Raw genomic sequence first — 14,159 nt, 5'->3', positions numbered from 1 at the left:
ATACCACATCATCTGGCTAAATGTCTGCAAATTCAGTATCGACGCCCGCGGAGCACAGGGCACACTGCTCGGGGCGGGCATCAGCCCGCTCTTCGCCAAAGGCGCAACTCCTATCCTCTGATGCAATAAACCGAAACCTCACGAAGCCCATGCTCCGACTGCCGCAATTCCGCTGCATGTCGTAAGCTCCAATTGAAGGAAGAAATTGAGTCGTATTGCCAGATGGCAAAACATCTGAGCAAGAGATTCCGGGCTCCGGTTGAGCCTGTCTTGCGGGAAAGAGGGATGTCGATTGGAATGGCTCGTCGATCACAGGCGCGCGATAACGATCACCGCAAGGGTCCTGCGCGCATCTGGCGCCTCGCGGAAAGCCTCTCCGCTGCCCGAATGAGACAGGTTGCAGTCACATTTTGTTTCGTGGTGTGGGGTGTCATCTTGCTGATCGTCCTGCTCTAGCAGCCACAGCCTATAAAGGCGGAGAGTAGCCCGCCTCACTAAGTGGCTCGGCAAGTTGCTCCCTTTCGGACTCATCGCGCGATATGTGACTTCGGAGTCACCGATTCTTTGGAGACCGAGCGCCACACTAGCAGCATGACAGACAGCAACAAAGTACCCAATCTGTATCAAGACCCCACAAATTAACGTTTGGACAAACGTGCCCCAGAGGGAGCCGGTGAGCAAATATATACTGATGGCGAATGCCAACAGTACTATGATAAGGCCTCGCAAAAAAAGCAAAAAGGACATCGCCGTCCCACTCGCAACCGCTGACGTGACGCGCTCCTTGGCTATCCAGGCCTCAGCGCATTAACCATCATAACATATCGGAACGGGTCAGAGCGACCGATATATTAGCAGGTGCGAATAAAGACGCCGCAACCTGTGCCAGGACGCTTGCTTCCAGGCAACCAACTCCCGTTCGACGGCCAAGGGAAGTTTGCCACACGGACTGTATCTGCCGCGCAGCTTCCGTGTTTAGCGGAGCGGCGGACATGGCGGCCCCGCGTCAGGCGGGCCAATGCCGCTCAGGCCACCAGGACGCGACTGCCATCAAGCAGGTAGCGCGCCGACCGGCTGCTCGCTGGCCGGCGGTGTCATGATTGTGACGTCAGCCATAGCGTTTACGGCTCCACGACTGCACCAGATTGACGACTAGGAGCATCGCGAACGATGGCAAAACCATGATCGCCGCGATCGCGGCGGTCGCCGGATAGTTGTATTCTTCCAGCCGGATGATGATCAGAGTGGGCCGATTTCGGAACATCGTCTGCCTGGTTGCCATTGTTCAGAGCGTAAATTCGCCTCAAAAGGATGGCGTTGTGAGAAAGGTTTGCTTCGATGTCATGCTCGAGCGTTGCGGGGTGATCGTGAATGTTGAATAGATCGGTGCGCTGGATACGGGCAGGCAGCTGCGCTGCGCTCGCATGCATGTTTCTGTTGTTCGCAAACGCGAATCCGTCGAATGGCCTTGCCCTAGCAGAGGAGTACAATGCCGGCGAGTACCGTCTGCAGACTGGCGACGTGATCGGCTTCGCTGTCATAGGCTATCCCGAGATGCAAAAGCGAGCTGTGATCGACCAAAGCGGTGTAATTGTGTTGCCCGCCCTGGGCCCCCTAAACGTTCTCGGGAAGACAATAGAGGATGTTCGCAAGGAGGTAATTGAGGTTTTAAAACCAAAATCCCTTCCGCAACGATCCGCCGACGGCACTGAGACTTGGACTGGTTTTTACCCGGATCAGATTGTAGTTGATATTGAGGAATACCGACCCGTCTATATTGACGGGGACATTGCCGCTCCTGGGATTCAGCCCTTCAGACCAGGCATGACTGTCCGACAGGCTGTGGCGGCTGGCGGCGGCTACCAGCTCGGTCGCGGTGAGCTTCAAAACCCTGAAATGACAGCAGCGGACCTTGGCGGCCGCCTCCACATTCTGCGTATCAGGTATCAGGAAAGCGAAATCAAAGCTGCTCGCATAGAGGCGCAGCTGAGCGGCGCCAGAGCGATTGAGCTTCCGGACACAGAACGTGACCCGAGCCTCGAACCTCGTCGCGAAGAAGCTTTGCAGCAGGAGGGGAAGCATCTTGAAGCTGTCTATGCGGATCAGGAGAAGGAGCGCGCTTCAATTAAGTTGGCCGCAACCAAGGCGGCGGAACGAATGGGCTATCTGAAGGAGCAGCAGAAGGCGGATCAAGCGGGCGCAGCCGCAGATGCGGCGGAACTTGTTCGCCTCAAGAAGCTCTTCGAAAAAGGTCTGATCCAGATCACTAGCGTCAACAATGCTCAACGCGCAGTGCTCTTGTCAGCGACCCGCGCTTTGCAAACCAACGCTGAGATCGCTCAACTTGAACGCGACCAAGGGGATTTGCAGCGCAGTCTTGATAAGTTTATCGACCAGGGTCGAATCGACCTGTTGGCTGACTTGCAGACTGAACGCGCGGCGATGAACCAAATGCGCGCTGAGATGGATTCATTGACCAAACAAATCGCCTACGTGATGCAGATGCGCAGCGACCTTGTAGGCGAAGGGGACCGAATTACGATCGGTGTAACCCGCTCCACTGACGGACAGGCAGCGACGACCGAGGCGACTGAAGATACTCTGCTTGCTCCGGGTGACACCATCACAATTACGCTGGAGGTCCCACCAGGAGCGGCGGTCGCGAACTGAACTAAACAACTAAAGCCTGCCATTAAGCATCTAGCTTCAACAGCTTGGGCTCGGTACGCCCGAACAGGGACGCGCTCACCTCTCCAGATAAATCTCTTCATAAAGAGGCCGAGACTCGGCGTTTCGCATCCGGTTCACTCGAACCTTGATCCAGCGAGGAACCAGCCCCCGGCAGTAGACGTCGACCGTGTGAGGCAGACGTGAAATGGCCGTGCGCGGCTCCAGGACAAAGAGCTTCTTCGACAGGTACCAGGCTGCGGAAGGCCGCCCTTGAATCAAAGCCCTCACGGCAAGCGCATTGACCGTGTCAAGCAGATGGGCATTGAGATCGCTCCCAAATTGCGGATATTTCTCGCGAAACTCGGCTAGGACAATTTCATACGAACGAAACATCTGCATGACATCGCTCGACATGTTGCCGATCGTCCTCCGGTAACCCACAAGATGTTGTGGCACGACACGAAACTCGTAATTCTCCGCTATTTTGAGGCACATTAGAAAATCTTCGCAGCCTTGTGCGTTCCTCGCCCTCAGGGAAGGATCAAACTGTCCTGCCCGCTCGAATGCGGAGCGACGTACAAGCATCGAACTTCCGTTACCGACAAAGTTGTTTCTGCACATGCGTTGCAGCACGCGACCCTCAGCATCGGGCTGTTTGAAGGAAAATATCCGATCGTCCTCGTCGATCTCCGCAAACCAGCAATATGCCAGGCCAGCTGACGAGCCTCCTTCCTGCAGGACGCGCAGTTGCAGTGCGATTTTGGATGGAGCCCAAAGATCATCCGCGTCCACGAACGCTAGAAACTCCGCATCGGTGGCAGCGGCGCCGCTGTTGCGTGCGTGCGCAACACCCGCGTTCGGCTGCCTGAAAAGGCGTATACGCCGATCTTGCTCGGCATAGGCGGCCACGATTGACGCGGACCGGTCCGTCGACCCATCATCCACTACGACAATGTCCAGCGCCTGATGGCTCTGCTGGCAGATGCTGGTCAGCGTCGGGAGAATGGTTCTCTCGGCATTGAACATGGGCACCACGACGCCTATCACAGTGGCATTGTGCTGGCTCATTTGCCTTCGTCTTCTCTCACGACGTGGTAAAATGGCACATCAGGGCCGGTAGTTCCATCAGATTTCACTACTTTAGCTGATGAGGATTCAGCCACGGCGGCCAAGCGGCAAGGCAGAGGCCCCGGCGAGTTCCACTCAGCACTCCTGGAAGCGATAAAGTAGCGGCTTCCGGACTTTAGCTGGATATTTAGGAACCGCCCCCGTCGAGATCGCCGGCTGCCCACGCATGCACGCGATTCAGCCGTTCATCATTCAATCACCGCGATCCAGGACATACCGATATAGCGGCATGGCATCGGATCTCCAGGGCCGCCGCCGATATCGACCAGACGCAACGCCAAGATTACCTCCGGTCGCCGTGGGCCACCCGCAACTGGAAACGATGACGGGCGTTGCTGTGACGAACAGGATATAAGCGTATCTGGCAGCAAGCCTGGTTGAAGAAAGCCCGACGGTCATGAAGCCAATGAACGAAGAGCACCTCGCAGTGCTGCGCAGGCACATGGTCGAGATGATTGCAATCCATACCGACCTTGCAAGCGAAGAGCTCGGCAAGGCGGCGCTCGATGAACGGGTGATGGCAGCGATGCAGCGGGTGCCGCGCCATCTCTTCGTGCCAAGCTCGGTCGCGCCTTATGCCTACCAGGACATGCCATTGCCGATCGGCTTCGACAAAACCGTCTCGCAGCCGTTCATCGTCGCGCTCATGACCGATCTCCTTGCGCTCCAACCGCACGAGGCGGTGCTCGAGATCGGCACCGGCCTGGGCTACCAGACCGCAATCCTGGCGGAACTCGCCGGGCACGTTTGGAGCGTCGAAATCATCGAGGAATTCGCAAGCCATGCCGAGGCTCTGCTGCAGGACCTCGGTCTGTCCAATGTCAGCATTCGTGTCGGGGACGGGTCTCGCGGCTGGCCAGAGCACGCCCCATTCGACAAGATCCTGGTCAGCGTCGCGGCGGGGCGGGCGCCGCCGGCTTTGCTCGAGCAGCTCAAGCCGGGGGGCCGCCTGGTTATGCCTGTAGGCCCTGAACAAGGGCAGTTGCTGACGGTCATCGACAAGGATTCGGCAGGACAACTGAAGACCCGCAAAATCATCCCGGTTCGCTTCAGCCGGCTCGAAACGGTCTAACGAGGGGTGCGGACAACGGGCACGCAGGGAGCGCCAGGCGCCTCATCCTTATGGGATTTCGCGTCTCACGGCTGCTTCGCGTCGGCTCGTTTGAGCATCGCAAATGCGCGATTGATCCGTTGCAGCGCTGTCGCGTTGGCCACGAGTGCGTACAGCGTGAACCCGCCCGCCAGAATCCAGGGCGAAGCGGCGCCCATGGCGGTAGCCAAGCCGTCGGCGACCAACAGCACGCAAATGAACACCAGGCGTTCCATCCGTTCGAAGAAATCCGGCCACGCGTGGTTTTCTATGGGGATTTCGATCGCCGTCCGCGCCTTGGCGTAGCTGGTGAGGAGTCCGCCGGCGAACGCGATCATGGCGATCGCCCACAGGTCGGCGACCCAGCCTATTGCCGCAAACACGGCAAGTTCCTGATAACGGTCGGCCATGGCGTCGAAATAGCCACCCGCCTTGGTGCTCATATGTCTGCGACGGGCAACCGCCCCATCGAGCGCGTCGAAGGTGAAGGCAAATGCCAGGCAAAGGCCAAAGGCGAGGCTCGACTGGTGGTACAGATAGGCGGCGCACGACAGGGCGACGAGCACCAGCCCGCCTGACGTAACCTGGTTCGGGGTCATGCCGATCCCGATCAGCGGAGAGGCGGCGTGCTCCCATAGCGGGTCGATACGGCGTTTCATGAGACCGGCGATCATGATGACTTGGCTCCTCTGATGATGTCGACGTTTAACCGGCAAATTGAGGGTTCGTTCCAGCCCGTCGGCGCCGATCGAGGTGGTCAGCGCAATGCCCGTTGTGTCCGCTGTCGCAAAAATCGACTGGCGGTCTATAGCGCGTCGCGGCCTGACCGGCTCACGCCCGAGGGCATGCTTTTGCGCGACCGCATTAGCGGAAGTAACCGGAAAGACTGATACAACGCATATCCGCAATTCACCGGGAAACCGTTCGAAACGCCATGCGTAAATTACTGCCCAGGCTTGCTTACCTGCTCGCGACCTCTGCCGGCGCGGGATTATCTCCGGTATGGCCGGGCACCGCCGGCGCGGGCGTAGGAGTGGCCGTTGCCGCGGTCCTGATACCTGCAGCGCCTTGGCTGATCGTGCTCGCCTATTTCGCCTTTTTCGCCGTGGGAGTATGGGCGTCGTCGCATGTCGTCGCCCATACCAGGACGGAGGATCCGCAGATCGTCGTCATTGACGAGACCTTCGGCACCGCCGCAACGCTTTCCATGCTGCCGCTCGACCCGGTCTGGTGGGCAGCAGGTTTCCTTGCTTTCCGGTTCTTCGACGTCGCCAAGCCTTGGCCCATCGGCGTCGTGCATGAAAAGGTAAGGGGTGGACTCGGCATCATGCTGGACGACGCGGCTGCGGCTGTCTTCGCCGGCGCGACGCTGCTTTTGCTGAACGATTTGATTCACCGTTTGCCGTGAAGGAGGACATCTCAGTCTTCACCTTCCACCCAGCGCGAAAAAAAGACCTGTTTCCACTAAAATCTGCCGAAGCTGCGCTAGACCGCAGCGTCGCGCGGCCGCGCCAGATTGTTCGTTCCCTCCGGGTCCGGCGCTTGGCCATAGCTCATCTTCCTCATCTGCTCGATCACCCGCGCCATCTCCTCGTCGGAAAGGACCGGCGGCTCGCCAAGGCTAAGCGCCTGGACATACATGCGCGACAGGGTTTCGACCTCGTTCGCCAGCCACAACGCCGCTTCCATGGTCTTGCCGAGCGAAATCTGGCCGTGCTGGCCGAGCAGGCAGGCGAGGCGATCCTTGAGCGCAACCAAGGCATTGTCGGACAAGGCCTGCGTGCCAAAGGTTGCGTATTCCGCGCAGCGGATGGTGGTGCCGCCAGCCACTCCCGTCATATAGTGGAAGCTCGGGATCGTCTTGTGATGGCAGGCCAGCGTCGTGGCGTAGAGCGAGTGGCAATGCAGCACGACATCGACCTCCTGCCGCTCTTTCAAAATGTCACGGTGGAAGCGCCACTCCGAGGAGGGCCGTCGGCCGACATAGGTGCCGTCAAAGCCCATCTCGACGATGTCTTCGGGCGTCATCGTTTCGTAGGGCAGCGACGAGGGCGTGATCAGGAAACCGTCGCTAGAGCGCACCGACAAATTGCCGGCATTGCCCTGGTTGATACCGCTGGAGTTCATCCGGCGGCAAACATCCACCATTTCGCGGCGCAAAGCGCTGTCATCAGTCATCGATTGTTCCTTTGCTGGTCTTGCGCTGTTGCAAGTTGTTTCGCTTCGCCAGGTCGCGCCACCGCTGTGCATAGGCTGCGAGCGCCTCACGATCGCCGGCAAAGGCAGTCGGCAGGCTGACTGCGATCGGAGCCGGCGTGTCACGCGTTTCATGTTCGCCAAGTAGCGCCGCACCCGACGCGGTGCCATAGGAGTCGAGGTTGTAGACCGTTTCGGCGTTTGGCCGTAGTGCGGCAACCAGTGTGGCGTAGAGCGGGTCTCGCAGGAAGGTGCCATCCAATGCAACCAGCCCGTTTTCGTTCAGCGCATCGATACATTCTACCGTCAGCAGCGCGGCGTAGAGCACCGCGAGCGCCTTGCGCTCTGCAGGGGTTTCTGCAGGCGGCCCTCCAAACCGGCCGAGCCCAGCGCTGCCTGGAAACAGGCCGTCATCGTCGCCGAACGACGGCAATGCGAAAGTGCCGCGCTCAATCAGCAAGCTGACCAGCGCAGCGTCGGCTGCAGTTCCTTCTTGCCCCTGCCCTGCCACATGACTGAACTCTCGTCCGCCCATGGTCAAAACGCCGCCGACCGGGCGTCCTGTCACGTCGCTGTTCAGCACCATTCCGCGATTTTCATCGAGTTGGTCGAGAGGTGTCGCCGCGCACATTCCGACGATCCAGGTTCCGGTAGAGATCACGCAGGCGTCGCGCATGCCTGCCGCCTGGTAGCGGTAGAGGTTCAGGCTGCTGTCGTGGCCGCCTGTCAGGACAGAGAGCTCTTCCGGTATGCCGTGCCGGCGCGCCAGATCCTGCCGGATTGGCCCCAACCTCTCCCAGGCCGGATGAAATGGTGGCATTAGGCGCTGCCACCCCTGCCCCGCCACAATGGGCGCCCACTGCTTGCGCACATTGTTCCACAGATGGGATTGCGCCGAGAGGACCGTCGTTTCGGCCGATGGCACGCCTGACAGCCGCCAGGCCCAATATTGAGGCAAGCCCAGATACCAACGAGCCTGAGCGACGCGCTCCGGATCAACCTGCTGCATCCAGTACAGCTGGCGCGCCTGGTGGGCAGCCTTCAGCATGATCGCGCTGCCGCGATCGAAGAAATCGCCCGAAAGCGGCGCGTAGCCTTCGCGAATTGCAGGCGGCAGATCCTGCTCGTAGTCAATCATCGGCAGGGCACAAGTCTCGTCGGGATCTGCGTTCACCAAGACCCCTGCGGAGCCATGTCCGGTGCCGACCACCTTTTCCAGCGGATGGTGTCGGCACAAAGTGGCGAGCGAGCCGAACAGCCAGTCGGTAATGCCGTTGAGATCGTGCTGCCGCCAAGGTGGACCGGGCCGCACTTCGTTGTGAACAGAGAGGCTCTCCACGAGCACGCCGTCGAGCGTCATCGCGGAGAGCTTTATGTTGGTCTTGCCGACATCGAAGACGGCGATCCTTGCGCCGTCCGCCTTCTGCCCGTCACCCATCGTCTCAGATCAGACCGTATTGGCGAGCCTTGTTGCGCAGGAACGGCAAGCCATTGCCCATCACTTCGGCCTCGTCCTTGGCGACTGGCCGCCAGACCGAGAGGCCGTAGGAGACTTCGGGCGGCATGTTGATGAAGCTTTCCATGGCTAGTCCGCCCTTGAAGCCGATCGCCGCCAGCGTCGCGTAAATCTCGTCCCAGGGGCAGTTGCCGGTGCCTGGTGTGCCGCGATCGCTTTCAGACAAGTGGATGTACTTCAGGTGATCGCGGGCGGCCAGAATGCCGTTGCCGGCTCCTTTCTCCTCGATGTTCATGTGGTAGGTGTCGAGATGAACAAAGATGTTGTCGGCCCCGACTTTCTCGACCATCCAGACGGCCTGCGCGCCGGTATTGATCAAATGGTTCTCGTAGCGGTTCACCGCCTCGATTCCGAGCTCGATGCCGCGATTCTTGGCGTGCTTGGCGGCGACGGTCAGCACATGCGCGATATTGTCGTATTCCTTTTCGGTCGGTGGCAGGCCGGTGCGTTCGCCGATACCGCCAAAAATCACGCCGGAAAGCGCCAGCGCGCCCATTTCCGCAGTCTTGTCGATCGCCACTTCGAGATGTTCAATGGCGGCATCCGGCCGCACCGAGGCCCAGGCCCGCTCCGGCAGGCCAAGCGAGCAAACGGCAGGAAGATTGTGCTTTTCGAGCAAGGCGCGTGTGTGCGCGGCATCGACCGCCGGCGCGTTCAGAAGCGCGATCTCGATAAAGTCCATCCCGTATTTGACGGAAGCCGCGATCGCCTTCTCCGCGCCGGCCCGGTCCCAGTTCATCGTCCACATCGAGGTGTGGACCCCAAAACCATGCATCTGACTCACCCTCTGTTTGTGTTCAGGAATTTGAGGCGCCCGGCAAGCCAGCGCAGGATCATCACCGTGATCATCAGGATGCCCCAGACTGCCGTCGCAAGGTGCTGGCTTGCGCCCATCAGATTGAGTCCCGAGGACAGAAGCTGGAGCACGGCGAGCGCAACGAAGACCGGGATCACCCGACCGAAGCCACCGAACGGATTGACCCCGCCAAGGAAGCAGGCAAGCACGGTGATCAGCAGATAAGACTCGCCGTGGCCGACACGCACCGAATTGAAGCGCGCCAGCATGATGATGCCGGCGACCGCGCACATCGCGCCGGACAATGTGTAGACGAGAACCTGCACCTTGCGCGTATTGATACCGGAATAGCGTGTGGCCTCGATATTGGAGCCTATCATGTAGGTGTTGAAGCCTAGCTTCATGCGCGTCAGCAAGACGTGCCAGATCAGCACGCAAGCGATGAAGATGAGCAACGGCACCGGGATGCCAAAAATCGAACCGTAGCCGATCGGCGCCAGGAAGCCGGGAATGCCGGACACGTCGCCGCCGCGCGTCAGGAATTCGCCGAGACCGCGCAGGAAGATCATCATCGACAGCGAGACCAGGATCGGGTGAGCCTTGGTGTAGGCGATGACGAGCCCCATGATCAGCCCGCTCAGTGCGCCGACCGCGATGGCAAGGACCGAGCCAAGGAGGAAGGCGCCGATGCCCGCGTCGACGCCTCCCTGGCTCTGCAGTACCCAAGCCAGCGTCAGGCCGGCCATGTTGGCGGTGAAGGTGATGGCCAGGTTCAGGCCGCCGGTCAGGATCGGCAGCAGCATGGCGAGTGTGAGGAGGCCGAGTTCCGGCAGTTGGAAGGCGACGGATCCAAAGGTAGCGCGCGAAAGAAAGTTCGGCGCGGCAAAACCGAACACGATCATGACAGCTACGAACGCGGCAAACGGACCTGCAAGTTCGGGGCCGAGCGCGTTGCGGACGCGTTCAATCAAAACCGTCATGAAGGCACCCGTCGGCTTTTCAGGAACGGCAGCAGGCGTTCGATGCTGGTGTTCGAAAGCGTGATTGCGGCAAGAATGATGGCGCCGACGATCATCTTGAACGCGAAAGGCGACACGCCCATCAAATTAAGTCCGTTCTGGGTAATCGAGACCAACAGAACGCCCAGAATGCAGCCGAGCACGCTGCCCTTGCCGCCGCCGAGCCGCGCACCGCCAAGGACCACCGCTGCCAGGACGTCGAGTTCGCGCCCATAAAGGGCATTCGGCACAACCTCCTGCGCGTAATGCGCCTGGACGAGGCCGGCGATACCCGCCATCAGGCCAAGCCAGCCGAAGGCGATAAATTGCATGGCACCGATATTGATGCCGAAGCGGCGCGCGCCCTCCGGGTTGTCGCCAAATGCGTAGAGTTGGCGGCCGGTGGTGGTGCGCGTGATCAACGCCCAGGTAGCGAACACGCATATGGCCATAATGAGCACAGGCAGGGTGATCTCCGCCCAGGTCCCGTCAGCCATCTCTCGCTCGAACAGCACGACGCGGGTGGTGAGCCAGTCCGGCAGGTTGTAGATCGACACGCCGCCCGTGAAAAACATCAGCAAGCCGAAGAAAATGTTGAAAGTCGAAATCGTGGCGACGATCGAGATGATCCTGAACCCGTGGATCAGGAAGGCGTTGATGCAGCCCAACGCGACGCCCAATGCGCCAGCGATGATGAAGCCGACAATCCAATTCCCGCCGCCGATCCAGCCGAGGACGGTCGCGGTCAGATATTGCACAACGGAGGCAGCAACCGCGAAGGAAATGTCAATGCCGCCGGCGATCAGCACGACCAGCAGGCCGACGGCGAAGATGATGTTGACCGAGCTGGTGTTCAGAAGGTCAAACGCGTTGCCCAGGGTGAAGAACCGGTCTGTCGCGAACGAAAGGAAGACGCAGATGACTGCGATAACGGCGAGCAAAGCCAGTTCCGTTGCGTGGGAGCGGACAAACCTACGCATAGACCGCCTCCTCCATCGCCTGGAGGGTCGTAGCGCCCGGCGTAAATTCGCCGACAATGCGCCCCTGAGCCATGTGCAGCACACGGTCCGCGTTGAAATAGACTTCAGGCACCTCGTCCGAGATCAGGATAATGGCCAGGCCGCTGTCCGCCAGCTTGGAAACGATGTCGAAAATGCCGGCGCGCGCGCCGACATCGACGCCGACGGTCGGTGCGTCGAGGATAAGCAGCTTCGGGTCGGTCGCCAGCCATTTTGCAATGGCGACACGTTGCTGATTTCCCCCTGACAGGGTCGAGATCGCGTCGTCCTGCTTTCCGATCCTGACGCCGAGGTCCCTTATCCAGCGATTGACCAGAGATCGCTTGCGATCGCTCGAAATGAAACCGCCTGAAAGGATCTTGTCCAGCGAGGCGATGACCATGTTGTCGGCGATTGCCTGGGGCTGAATGAGACCGAGCGACAGCCGGTCTTCCGAAAGATAGGCGACGCCGGCGGCGATCGCGTCACGGTTGGAACCGAAGCGAACGGGTTTGCCATCCAGGGCGACAGAGCCCGATTTCGGCTTGCGCATGCCAAACAATGTCAGCGCCAATTCGGTGCGCCCTGCCCCGAGCAACCCGGTGATGCCGAGTGTCTCGCCGCGCCGGACCGTCAAGGACACGTCGTCGAATTCGCCGGGCCGCGACAGTCCCTTGACCTCAAGCATGACCGGGCTCCTGCTTAAATCCCGATGCAGGACGGAATAGTCGAAGGTCTTGCCCGTCATCAACTCGGTGATGCGCGACTGGGTCAGGCCTTTGGTTGGATAGACGCCAACCAGGGCGCCGTCGCGCAGCACGGTGACGCGGCTAGAGATTTCAAGAACCTCCGCCAGGCGATGACTGACGAACACAACGGCGACGCCCGACGCCGACAGATTGCGCACAACGTCCAGCAGATAGTCGGTTTCGGATTGGGTGAGCGACGCCGTCGGCTCGTCCATGAAGACGAGCTTTGCCTCACCGATGAGGGCGCGGGCGATTGCTACGATCTGCCGCTGTGCGATGGGAAAGTGGTGGAGTGCCAGATCGACATCGAAGGTAACACCAAGACGTTGCAAGGCGTTGATCGCGACCCGACGCATCTCGGCATAGTTCACCAGCCGCGGCCAGCGGCCGATGACGGTCTGGAACGCGATATTCTCGGCGACAGTCATCTCGGGAAACAGGGCGAGATCCTGCCAGATGACCTGAATTCCGCTGGCCTGCGCCGTAACCGGCGACATATGGGGGTAGCTCTGGCCATCATAATCGATTTCGGCGCCCGCCTCGGGCTTGTACACGCCTGTAATGACCTTGATCAGCGTGCTCTTTCCGGAGCCGTTCTCGCCGGCAAGACAATGCACCTCGCCCGGCAACACCTCAAAGCTGACATTCTTCAGCGCCTTCACGCCGCCGAACGTCATGTTGACGTTGCGGAGCGACAGCAGCGGCCGTGGTGCGGCGCCATCGAGTGCCTGATCAGCCATCGAGTCGAAACCTGGATCCAATCGCGTTTGCAATCCTGCAGCCGGGCCGGTTCGAGGCCGGGCCCGACTGCCATTAGCCCTGGGAGGCTTTACAGGCCCATCGCCGCGAGATCGTCGACAGTATCCTTGTTGATGGGGACGAGTTGATCGACGATGATGTTACGGTTTTCGAAGTCGGGCTTAACTGTCCCAAGCCCTTCGATCGTATCGCCATCCTTGATCTCTTTGCCCTTCATGAGATGGTCGGCCAGCGTGACGAAAACCTCGCCCGCCTGCTTCGGATTCCACATGAAGCCGCCGGAGATCGCGTCGCTTTTGATGAGCTTCCGGCCCTGGCCTGGCGAGAATGGTCCGAGCACGAAAATTTCGCCCACCTTCCGGCGCTCTTCGATTGCGCGGCCAGCGCCGATCGGGCCTTGGCTGCCGAAGGCGAGGAAGCCCTTCAGGCCGGGATTTGCGGAAATCAGGTCAAGCGCAGTGCTGCGGCTCTTGTCTACATCCTCGGCGACGCCATAACGTTCGCCGACGAGTTTCATGTCGGGATTATTCTTCTTCAGATACTCGATTGCCGCGTCGGCCCAGGCATTGTGCAGCGGCACCGTCAACGAGCCGACGAACACTGCATACTCACCCTTGCCGCCCATCTTCTCCGCCAGGAGCTTGGCGTGAGCCTCGCCGAAGCCGGTGGCAGACGCGAGTTCGAAATCCCAGTCGGCGCCCTTCTGGCCAGGCGATTCATGTGTGATGACGATGATGCCGGCGTCCTTGGCCTTCTGCAGGACCGGTTCAAGCACTTTCGCATCATTCGGCACGACGCCGACGACCTTGACGCCCTGCGCGATCAGATCCTCGATGGCGCGAACTTGCAGTGCTGGATCAGCGCTGGTCGGGCCGACCATGAATGCGTCGATCCCGAGCTTCTCGCCGCGCTCCTTGATACCCGCCTCCATTGCGTTGAACCACGGAATGCCGCCGATCTTGACGACGACGCCGACCTTGCCGGCCTGCTGTGCCATCGCAGCGAATGATCCGCCAATCATAAGGGTCACGGCAAGCGCCGCGATCAAGAGCTTTTTCATCTGTACTCCTCCCATAACGTTCCTAGTGGGAACACACTCGAGCCGTCGAACGACGGCGGCCGTTAGAAACCTCCCCGAAAGAGACGGGGCACTTCCCCATCAATCATCCACCGGTTTTCGCTTGCACAATCGATGGTGCAGAAACTATTGTGCATCGAGAAGCTCTCGTCAAGCGGGATATTGCTCTAAATAGACGCGC

13 protein-coding genes and 1 pseudogene are annotated in these 14,159 nt (G+C 60.0%); 3 read left to right on the top strand and 11 right to left on the bottom strand.

What is annotated here, in order from left to right; translation table 11 throughout:
* Positions 1-309: 309 nt before the first annotated feature.
* Together BLT09_RS35775 and BLT09_RS34775 are read right to left on the bottom strand one after the other, a co-directional pair.
* A complete protein-coding gene (locus tag BLT09_RS35775) occupies positions 310-747 on the bottom strand; it encodes an exopolysaccharide production repressor protein (RefSeq protein WP_091590094.1) in 438 nt (145 codons plus the stop codon).
* A 361-nt stretch (positions 748-1,108) separates the two neighbouring features.
* Positions 1,109-1,249: pseudogene (locus tag BLT09_RS34775) on the bottom strand (molybdate ABC transporter permease subunit); the annotation flags it as partial.
* A 179-nt stretch (positions 1,250-1,428) separates the two neighbouring features.
* Between BLT09_RS34775 and BLT09_RS01125 the strand changes: the two are divergent.
* The gene (locus BLT09_RS01125; protein ID WP_167366283.1) at positions 1,429-2,670 is read left to right on the top strand and encodes a polysaccharide biosynthesis/export family protein; all 1,242 of its coding nucleotides are present in this window, start codon (positions 1,429-1,431) and stop codon (positions 2,668-2,670) included.
* Between the two features lie 75 nt (positions 2,671-2,745).
* On the opposite strand, the gene BLT09_RS01120 is transcribed toward BLT09_RS01125, so the two are convergent.
* Positions 2,746-3,738, bottom strand: coding sequence for a glycosyltransferase family 2 protein (locus tag BLT09_RS01120; protein WP_091590091.1), 993 nt, complete (start codon positions 3,736-3,738; stop codon positions 2,746-2,748).
* A 457-nt stretch (positions 3,739-4,195) separates the two neighbouring features.
* On the opposite strand from BLT09_RS01120, the gene BLT09_RS01115 reads away from it, so the two are divergent.
* Complete coding sequence (locus tag BLT09_RS01115) at positions 4,196-4,870, top strand: protein-L-isoaspartate(D-aspartate) O-methyltransferase (RefSeq protein WP_091590089.1); 675 nt, start codon at positions 4,196-4,198, stop codon at positions 4,868-4,870.
* A 65-nt stretch (positions 4,871-4,935) separates the two neighbouring features.
* On the opposite strand, the gene BLT09_RS01110 is transcribed toward BLT09_RS01115, so the two are convergent.
* Positions 4,936-5,562 (bottom strand): CDP-alcohol phosphatidyltransferase family protein, encoded by a 627-nt coding sequence (locus BLT09_RS01110; RefSeq protein ID WP_091590088.1) that lies wholly within the window; start codon positions 5,560-5,562, stop codon positions 4,936-4,938.
* 260 nt (positions 5,563-5,822) lie between these two features.
* Between BLT09_RS01110 and BLT09_RS01105 the strand changes: the two genes are divergently transcribed.
* Positions 5,823-6,296 carry a phosphatidylglycerophosphatase A family protein gene (locus tag BLT09_RS01105; protein WP_091590086.1) on the top strand — a complete coding sequence of 158 codons (474 nt, stop codon included), beginning with the start codon at positions 5,823-5,825 and terminating at the stop codon, positions 6,294-6,296.
* Positions 6,297-6,373: 77 nt separating this feature from the next.
* Here the strand turns inward: BLT09_RS01105 and BLT09_RS01100 are convergent, their stop codons facing one another.
* The 7 genes from BLT09_RS01100 to BLT09_RS01070 form a co-directional block, all read right to left on the bottom strand.
* Positions 6,374-7,066, bottom strand: a complete 693-nt coding sequence (locus BLT09_RS01100) for a class II aldolase/adducin family protein (protein ID WP_091590085.1) — start codon at positions 7,064-7,066, stop codon at positions 6,374-6,376.
* Complete coding sequence (locus BLT09_RS01095) at positions 7,059-8,522, bottom strand: FGGY family carbohydrate kinase (protein ID WP_091590083.1); 1,464 nt, start codon at positions 8,520-8,522, stop codon at positions 7,059-7,061. The genes BLT09_RS01100 and BLT09_RS01095 overlap by 8 nt, the downstream gene beginning before the upstream one ends.
* A 4-nt stretch (positions 8,523-8,526) precedes the next feature.
* Positions 8,527-9,375: a sugar phosphate isomerase/epimerase family protein gene (locus tag BLT09_RS01090; protein ID WP_091590081.1), complete on the bottom strand. Its 849-nt coding sequence runs from the start codon at positions 9,373-9,375 to the stop codon at positions 8,527-8,529.
* Between the two features lie 5 nt (positions 9,376-9,380).
* The gene (locus BLT09_RS01085) at positions 9,381-10,376 is read right to left on the bottom strand and encodes an ABC transporter permease (RefSeq protein ID WP_091590080.1); all 996 of its coding nucleotides are present in this window, start codon (positions 10,374-10,376) and stop codon (positions 9,381-9,383) included.
* Positions 10,373-11,374 carry an ABC transporter permease gene (locus tag BLT09_RS01080; protein ID WP_023799539.1) on the bottom strand — a complete coding sequence of 334 codons (1,002 nt, stop codon included), beginning with the start codon at positions 11,372-11,374 and terminating at the stop codon, positions 10,373-10,375. The genes BLT09_RS01085 and BLT09_RS01080 overlap by 4 nt, the downstream gene beginning before the upstream one ends.
* Positions 11,367-12,881: a sugar ABC transporter ATP-binding protein gene (locus BLT09_RS01075; RefSeq protein ID WP_091590078.1), complete on the bottom strand. Its 1,515-nt coding sequence runs from the start codon at positions 12,879-12,881 to the stop codon at positions 11,367-11,369. The genes BLT09_RS01080 and BLT09_RS01075 overlap by 8 nt, the downstream gene beginning before the upstream one ends.
* 89 nt (positions 12,882-12,970) lie before the next feature.
* Positions 12,971-13,960, bottom strand: a complete 990-nt coding sequence (locus BLT09_RS01070; RefSeq protein WP_091590077.1) for an autoinducer 2 ABC transporter substrate-binding protein — start codon at positions 13,958-13,960, stop codon at positions 12,971-12,973.
* Between the last annotated feature and the right edge of the window lie 199 nt (positions 13,961-14,159).

The organism is Mesorhizobium muleiense, assembly GCF_900099905.1.
In the GTDB taxonomy this organism is placed as follows: Bacteria; Pseudomonadota; Alphaproteobacteria; order Rhizobiales; family Rhizobiaceae; genus Mesorhizobium; species Mesorhizobium muleiense.
The sequence above is the reverse complement of the archived record's forward strand: the minus strand, read 5'-3'. Positions and strand labels throughout refer to the sequence as shown.

Bases quoted from the DNA above. Each gene is read 5' to 3' on its own strand.
- BLT09_RS01095 (WP_091590083.1), bottom strand. From the start codon at position 8,522: ATGGGTGACGGGCAGAAGGCGGACGGCGCAAGGATCGCCGTCTTCGAT.
- BLT09_RS35775 (WP_091590094.1), bottom strand. From the start codon at position 747: ATGTCCTTTTTGCTTTTTTTGCGAGGCCTTATCATAGTACTGTTGGCA.
- BLT09_RS01090 (WP_091590081.1), bottom strand. From the start codon at position 9,375: ATGCATGGTTTTGGGGTCCACACCTCGATGTGGACGATGAACTGGGAC.
- BLT09_RS01075 (WP_091590078.1), bottom strand. From the start codon at position 12,881: ATGGCTGATCAGGCACTCGATGGCGCCGCACCACGGCCGCTGCTGTCG.
- BLT09_RS01110 (WP_091590088.1), bottom strand. From the start codon at position 5,562: ATGATCGCCGGTCTCATGAAACGCCGTATCGACCCGCTATGGGAGCAC.
- BLT09_RS01070 (WP_091590077.1), bottom strand. From the start codon at position 13,960: ATGAAAAAGCTCTTGATCGCGGCGCTTGCCGTGACCCTTATGATTGGC.
- BLT09_RS01125 (WP_167366283.1), top strand. From the start codon at position 1,429: ATGTTTCTGTTGTTCGCAAACGCGAATCCGTCGAATGGCCTTGCCCTA.
- BLT09_RS01120 (WP_091590091.1), bottom strand. From the start codon at position 3,738: ATGAGCCAGCACAATGCCACTGTGATAGGCGTCGTGGTGCCCATGTTC.
- BLT09_RS01115 (WP_091590089.1), top strand. From the start codon at position 4,196: ATGAAGCCAATGAACGAAGAGCACCTCGCAGTGCTGCGCAGGCACATG.
- BLT09_RS01080 (WP_023799539.1), bottom strand. From the start codon at position 11,374: ATGCGTAGGTTTGTCCGCTCCCACGCAACGGAACTGGCTTTGCTCGCC.
- BLT09_RS01085 (WP_091590080.1), bottom strand. From the start codon at position 10,376: ATGACGGTTTTGATTGAACGCGTCCGCAACGCGCTCGGCCCCGAACTT.
- BLT09_RS01105 (WP_091590086.1), top strand. From the start codon at position 5,823: ATGCGTAAATTACTGCCCAGGCTTGCTTACCTGCTCGCGACCTCTGCC.
- BLT09_RS01100 (WP_091590085.1), bottom strand. From the start codon at position 7,066: ATGACTGATGACAGCGCTTTGCGCCGCGAAATGGTGGATGTTTGCCGC.